This is a genomic window from Clostridium sp. CAG:265 (assembly GCF_000436575.1).
Taxonomy (GTDB): Bacteria; Bacillota; Clostridia; order Clostridiales; family Clostridiaceae; genus Clostridium; species Clostridium lentum.
Window position 1 is genome coordinate 58605 of the sequence record NZ_FR886604.1, and the last position, 7583, is coordinate 66187.

At 28.9% G+C, this 7583-nt stretch carries 5 protein-coding genes and 1 pseudogene; 1 reads left to right on the forward strand and 5 read right to left on the reverse strand.

The features are described 5' to 3' along the window. Positions 1-75: 75 nt before the first annotated feature. The gene (locus Q5O29_RS04725; RefSeq protein ID WP_022211847.1) at positions 76-1428 is read left to right on the forward strand and encodes a M28 family metallopeptidase; all 1353 of its coding nucleotides are present in this window, start codon (positions 76-78) and stop codon (positions 1426-1428) included. 135 nt (positions 1429-1563) lie between these two features. On the opposite strand, the gene prfB is transcribed toward Q5O29_RS04725, so the two are convergent. The 5 genes and pseudogenes from prfB to Q5O29_RS04750 all read right to left on the reverse strand — a co-directional run. Continuing rightward, a protein-coding gene (prfB, locus tag Q5O29_RS04730) for a peptide chain release factor 2 (RefSeq protein ID WP_186835719.1) occupies positions 1564-2668 on the reverse strand; the annotation gives its coding sequence in 2 pieces (ribosomal slippage) (positions 1564-2589 and positions 2591-2668; 1104 coding nt in all). Between the two features lie 86 nt (positions 2669-2754). Further along, positions 2755-5265 carry a preprotein translocase subunit SecA gene (gene secA, locus Q5O29_RS04735; protein WP_022211849.1) on the reverse strand — a complete coding sequence of 837 codons (2511 nt, stop codon included), beginning with the start codon at positions 5263-5265 and terminating at the stop codon, positions 2755-2757. A 175-nt stretch (positions 5266-5440) separates the two neighbouring features. After that, complete coding sequence (hpf, locus tag Q5O29_RS04740; RefSeq protein ID WP_022211850.1) at positions 5441-5974, reverse strand: ribosome hibernation-promoting factor, HPF/YfiA family; 534 nt, start codon at positions 5972-5974, stop codon at positions 5441-5443. Between the two features lie 452 nt (positions 5975-6426). Further along, on the reverse strand, positions 6427-7074 hold the full coding sequence (locus tag Q5O29_RS04745) for a ComF family protein (protein WP_022211851.1): 648 nt from the start codon (positions 7072-7074) through the stop codon (positions 6427-6429). Continuing rightward, positions 7050-7583, reverse strand: a pseudogene (locus Q5O29_RS04750) (hypothetical protein); the annotation flags it as partial. The gene Q5O29_RS04745 and the pseudogene Q5O29_RS04750, both read right to left, overlap by 25 nt.

Here is a 7583-nt window from a genome sequence, read left to right on the forward strand (position 1 = left end):
ATTTATTATGGTATTCATATTACACTGCCTCAATTAATAATATTAAGTATATATTATTAGCTGAGGTATTTTTTTATGAAAAAAAAGATCTTTTATTTTTCAACCTTATTGATTACTATTCTTTGCTTGTTCACATGTATTGCCTTAAATGATCACATATATAATTTCAATGCCGAAAATGTTGTGAAAAATATAAAATATCTATCTTCCTCATCCTTTGAAGGAAGACGTTCTGGTAGTGATGAAAATCTTTTAGCTGGGGAAATAATAAAAAATAAATTTAAAGATTTAAAATTAAGCCCCTATAAGAATACTTATATTGAAGAATTTATTACAACTTGCCCAGTAAAAACTGATGAAACAGTTTATTTTAAAATTTTTGATGATAATGGAAGTGAATATTTAAAATATGGCGAAGACTATAAGGAGGATATGATTAATTTCAATGCTAATTCCTTTACTTTTTCTAATAAAGATAAGATAAATATTTTTTCTACCTCTATTGAGGTATCTAATGATGAAGGAACTCTATTATTTTATCTAAGTCAAAATGATGATTTATCATTTAGAAGTTCTTTTATGTGTGAACTACGTTTTGATTTAGTAATTGCTCTATCTTCTAAAGGCTATAATAAAATAATTGATGCCTTAAAGAATGGTAAAACCTTAACTACTTATATTCCTTTTAAAAATGCAGACAAAAATTTAGTTAACATTCAAGGAATTATTGAAGGTTCAGATCAATCACTAGCACCATTAATCCTTACTGCACACTTTGATCATCTCGGTAGTGATTCACAAAATAATATTTATTACGGTGCTTTAGACAATGCTTCTGGTACTTCATTTTTATTGGAACTTGCCAATACCTTATCCACCTTTGGCAAACCTAAACGCTCCATAATTTTTGTTGCTTTAAATGCTGAAGAACTTGGACTTAAAGGGTCTAACTTTTTTGCTGAGAACAATTACTTTGATATTAAAAATTCAAAAGTTATTAATTTTGACATGATAGGTGCAAAAGATTGTCCCATTACCTTTATTCAAGGAGTAGCCTTCAAAGGTAATTCTTCTAACATCTTAAATTCACTTTCTAATATCTGTTCAAATGACTCTATAGAATATCTAGTGGAATACGAAAATTCTAGCGATCATGCAAGCTTTAATGAATTAGGCATTGATGCATTAACCATTTGCCATAGTGATACGTCACATATTCATACACCAACTGATACTGTAGACTATATTGATACTGATGCCATAAATACAGTATATAAAGTAGTTAATAAAGAAATTAAAAAAGATTGCTACAGTACTGTAACAACCTTTATATATAGTAGAAAATCTATTAATTTATTATTAATTATACTTTTAGCACTTATTATCATTGGCATACTAAATACAAAACCTTTTAAAAAAGCTAAATAGCTTTTTTAAATTATGAATTATGAGTGATGAATTATGAATTATGGTATAAACTCCTATAGGGAGTTTAAAAAATTTAAATATAGAAACTCTTTGAGTTTCATCCTTTATTCATCATTCATAATTCATCATCCATAATTACTTTTTAGCTTCTTGCTTTAAGTAGCTTATGATAAATTGGTCGATTTCTCCATTCATCACAGCATTTAAATTAGATGTTTCTTCATTTGTTCTGTGATCCTTCACCATATTGTATGGATGGAATACATATGATCTTATCTGACTTCCCCATCCCATATCTTTAAGCTCACCTGTTAAATCTTCGATTTTTTCTTTATGAGCTCTTTCTTTTAATTCAATAAGCTTTGACTTAAGCATTGCCATTGCAGTATCTTTATTGGCAAATTGACTTCTCTCATTTTGACATTGCACCACAATACCTGTTGGTAAGTGAGTTATTCTAATAGCTGATTCCGTCTTATTAACGTGCTGACCACCTGCTCCACTGGCTCTATAGGTATCTATCTTTAAATCCTCTGGTCTTATATCAATATCTTGATCCTTAGTTAATTCTGGAAGAACTTCTACTGAAGCAAAAGAAGTCTGCCTTTTTCCATTGGCATTAAATGGTGAAATTCTTACCAATCTATGGACTCCTTTTTCAGCCTTTAAATAACCATAAGCAAATTCACCTTTTACTTTTAAAGTTACACTTTTAATACCAGCTTCATCACCTTCTAAAAGATCTAAAGTTTCAACTTTATATCCCTTCTTATCACACCATCTTGTATACATTCTAAGAAGCATTTCAGTCCAATCATTAGCATCTGAGCCACCAACACCTGCATGTAAGTTTAAGATGGCATTATTTCTATCATATTCACCTGATAAAAGAAGCTCTACACGATAATTTTCAACTTCTTTTTCAATTGATCTTATTTCTTTTATAACTTCATTTATAGTATCTTCATCCTCTTCTGCTAATTCAGCCAATACTTCTATATCATCAATTCTACTTACTAAGTTTTCATATCTTTCTATTTTATCTTTTATTATCTTACATTCTTTAGTAACTTCTTCTGCTCTTTTAACATCATCCCAAAATCCATTTTCTTGCATTTGAAGCTCTAATTCTTGAAACCTTTTTTCTAAGCCTCCTTTGTCAAAGTGAAGCCCCCATTTCCTTTAATATATTTTTTAAGCCTGTTAGTTTAGAAACTTCTTGTTCTAACTTTAATAACATTGTATCACTTCCTTACCTTAAATAAGCAAGGTGAAAAATGCCTAATTAAAATAAGACACTTTCCACCAATAGTTTTATATTTCTAATTATGCTTCTCTACCACAGCAGTTTTTATATTTCTTTCCGCTTCCACATGGACACATATCATTTCTGCCAACTCTATTTTCACTTTTTACTGGCTCATTTTTCACTGACTTATCATTTCCATGACTTGCACCAGTTTCTTCTGCAACCTTTTCTCTTTCAACTGGTCTTTCTGCTCTTACATGATATAGTAATTTAACAGTTTCCATCTTAATTCCTTGTATCATTTCATCAAACATTGCACTACCTTCCATTTGGTATGCTTGAATAGGATCTTGTTGCTTGTATGCTCTTAATCCCATTCCTTGTTTTAAATGATCCATATTATCTATATGTGCCATCCATTTTTGATCAACAACTCTTAAAAGAATTACTCTTTCAATTTCTCTCATTTGCTCTTGACCAAACTCTTCTTCTCTTTCACTATAGATACTTCTTGCTTTTTCTACTAATATACTTATTATTTCTTCATTAGATAAATCTGCTAACTCATCTACAGTAAATGTTCCATGTGGGAAACATATATCTTCAAGATATTTTAATAACTCTTTTATATCCTCTTCAATATCTATATGTTCACCAACTAAATGACTGTTAACTGAAGATGTTATTACTTCCTCTATCATTCCTTCAATTTGCTCTTTTAAGTTCTTTCCATCAAGAACTTCAGCTCTTTGCTTGTAAATAACTTCTCTTTGTAAATTCATTACATCATCATAACCTAATAAATTCTTTCTTATGTCAAAATTATTTCCTTCAACCTTCTTTTGAGCATTTTCGATAGCCTTAGTAACCATTTTACTTTCTATAGCTTCATCTTCCTGTAATCCTAATTTATCTATAACACCTTGAATTTTTTCTGAACCAAATATTCTCATTAAATCATCTTCCAATGAAATATAGAATACTGATTCACCAACATCTCCTTGACGTCCTGCTCTACCTCTTAATTGATTGTCAATTCTTCTTGATTCATGTCTTTCAGTACCAATTACTTTTAATCCACCAACTTCTAGTACACCTTCTCCAAGCTTAATATCAGTACCTCTACCAGCCATATTTGTTGCTATAGTAACCATACCTAATTCTCCAGCATGAGAAATAATTTCAGCTTCCTGTTCATGATATTTAGCATTAAGAACTTGATGTTTTATTCCCCTCTTCTTTAATAAAGATGAAATATATTCTGACTTATCTACACTAGCTGTACCTACTAATACTGGTTGATTTTTACTATGAGCCTCTATAACTTCTTCAACTATTGCATTATATTTTCCTTTTGCATTTTTATAAATCATATCATGTCTATCTATTCTTGCTATAGGTTTATTTGTTGGAATTACTATAACATCTAATCCATAAATTTCTCTAAATTCATTTTCTTCTGTTAAAGCTGTACCTGTCATACCTGAAAGCTTATTATACATTCTAAAGTAGTTTTGGAAAGTAATTGTTGCAAGAGTTTTTGATTCTCTTTGAATCTTAACTCCTTCTTTAGCTTCAATTGCTTGATGAAGCCCATCTGAATATCTTCTACCTTCCATAAGTCTTCCAGTAAATTCATCTATAATAACTACTTGATTATCTTTAACAATATAATCTTTGTCTAATCTCATTGTATAATTTGCCTTTAATGCTTGAGTTACATAATGTTGAAGTTCTAAGTGTTCTGCTTCTGCATAATTTTCAATACCAAAATATTTTTCTGCTTTTTCCATACCACTATCTGTTAATAAAACAGCACTTGCTTTTTCATCAATATTGAAATCTTGATCTGCTATTAAACTTTTAACAAAATTGTCTGCTACATTATAAAACTTGGTAGACTTATCTCCCATTCCTGATATTATAAGAGGAGTTCTTGATTCATCTATTAAAATTGAGTCAACCTCATCTACTATTGCAAAATTAAGTTCTCTTTGAACTCTTTCTTCTTTATATATAACCATATTATCTCTTAGATAATCAAATCCAAATTCATTATTTGTTCCGTATGTTATATCACAGTTATAAGCTTCTCTTCTTTGAGCTGGTGTAAGTCCATGAATTATACATCCTGTTGTTAAACCTAAAAATCCATATAGTTTTCCAACTAATTCTGATTGAGTTTTTGCTAAATAATCATTTACTGTGATTACATGAACACCTTTTCCTGCTAAAGCATTTAAATATGCTGGAAGAGATGCAACAAAAGTTTTACCTTCCCCTGTTCTCATTTCAGCTATTCTTCCTTGATGAACTACCATTCCTCCAATAAGTTGAACTCTAAAATGCTTTATTCCTAAAACTCTCCATGAAGCTTCTCTACAAACTGCAAATGCTTCTGGTAATATATCATCTAAAGTTTCACCTTTTGATAATCTATCTTTAAATTCCGTAGTTTTATTTCTTAACTCATCGTCACTTAACTTTTGCATTGATTCATCTAATGATTGTATTTTATCTACTACAGATCCAAGTCTTTTAACTTCTCTCTCGCTATAAGTCCCAAATAGTTTTTCTATAAATCCCATAAGTATATCCTTTCGTCATCTATATCAAATGATTTTTTCTTTAATATTCTTTCTATAGATTATAACATTTAGCATATTTATAATTCAACTATAAAACTACTGTCTTTCAATCTATATGCTTTCTCCAAAAATAAAAGCCACCTATCTTCTAAAATAGGTGACTTTTTCTATAATATTATTTATAATCTGGTTCTAAAAGTCCATAATTTCCATCTTTTCTCTTATATATTACATTTACATTATTTGAATCAGCATCTCTGTATACAAAAAAGTTATGTTCAATTAACTCCATCTGTAGCATTGCTTCCTCTGGACTCATTGGCTTTATATTAAATCTCTTTACTTTAACTATTTCTCCATCTTTTTCTTCATTTTCTTCTACTGTTAAAGGCTCAAAATTAGTAAATCTTAAAGAATCATTATTTCTTCTTTGTAACTTAGTCCTTTGCTTTCTTATTTGTCTTTCTAATTTTGCTTCTACTAAATCTATTGATTTGTACATATCTTCAGTAGTTTCTTCACATCTTAGGATAACTCCATTAAAAGGTATAGTAACCTCAAAAATTTGATTGTTTTTTTGCACTGTAAGTGTGGCTCTTGCTTCTATATCTGGACTAAAATATCTATCTAATTTAGATATCTTCTTTTCAACCATCTCTTTTAATGCTGGTGTTACATTAATATTTTTACCTATTACTGTTACTTTCATAAAGTCAACCCCTCTCGTTTTTACTCAAAATATTAATATAAATATTAATATGACCTTTCATATTTATATTTTACCACCATTCCCTTTGACTTACAATAAACATATGTTAAATTTTCAGAAAATTAAAACTCTTTTTTCAACATCCTTTTAATGACTTTTACATTAATTTTCAAAATATTATCTACTTTAAGTAAAAAATAAAAAAACACTAATTTAAATTAAATTAGTGTTTTTTTATAAAGCTAGCTGACCTGGCTTTTGCCCCCACACTCGCCTACTGGAGCTTTTGCTACCCGGAATTAACCTCTCACTACTAACACTCTCAACATCTCTGTTGGTAGGACTAACATCTATACCGCACCATGCTCATTAGCTCTTTGTCTAACTTACGTGGATCGTTTCGCCTGCGACTGGCATCGACTTTCATCCACAGACCTAGCTTTATACTACTATTATATATTGCTTTTTGCAATTGTCAATAGATAAATTTTATTTATATTGCATTTTTCGATACTTTTTTTACATTCATTTATAGTAGCACCAGTGGTATAAACATCATCAATTAATAAAATATTTTTTTTAAAAAGCTTTTCTTTATTTTTTATTGTAAAAGCATTTAATATGTTTTTTGCTCTTTCTTCTTTCCCTAAAAGCTTTTGTTCTTTTGTTTCTTTTACCTTTACTAAACAATCAATAATAGGTATGTCTAAAGCTATACTCATATTTTTTGCTAGCATCCTACATTGATTAAATCCTCTTTTTTTTAATGATTTCTTACTTATGGGTACATAACATATGTAATCTATACTTAAATGTTTTTCCCTAATTATCTGGCATAGAAAATCAGCTAAAACCTCACCTGCTATAAAGCTCTTATGATATTTTAAATTTAGAATAAGTTTTTTAAGTACTCCTCCATAATATCCATAAGCTATTATTTCTTCTTGCTCTTGAACTCTCTTTATATCACTTTTGCACCTGCTACATATTCCTCTAAATCCTTCGATTCCACAAATTATGCATTTATTATCATATGGGTAAATAATATCTAAAAGTGCTTCTATTACAATATTTATTATCTTAATAAATTCTTTTCCCATAATTTTTTATTAAATTCTCTTATTATATTCCTAGACTTATCCATCTCTACAGAGGTTTCTCTTGAAACCAAAAGAACTTCTGGTAATATATCACTTTTTACATATATACATCCACATAAATACACAATTTGTTTATAAGTATAACTTGCATCATCACCAAATAATATTAATATATTCACATCTTCAATGCTATTTATATAATCTCCCATGCTGTTTGTTACTATAAAAGCAGGCTCATTTTTAACAATATTTTTTATATTTTTAAAATCATCACCTTTTTCATACTTAACAACTTTTGCATTATTATCTTTTAAATTATTCTTATAGGTATAATATACCTTACTTAGTTTTTCTTCGTCAGGAACCATAATAATTACATTTTTATTATTATAGCTAAACCATTTCACATATTCATATACCGCCAGTGGAATATCATCTTCTAATTTTATCCTAGTATTTAGAAATCTTGGTTCTATCATTGGCATAGGATTTAATAAATAAACCAAATC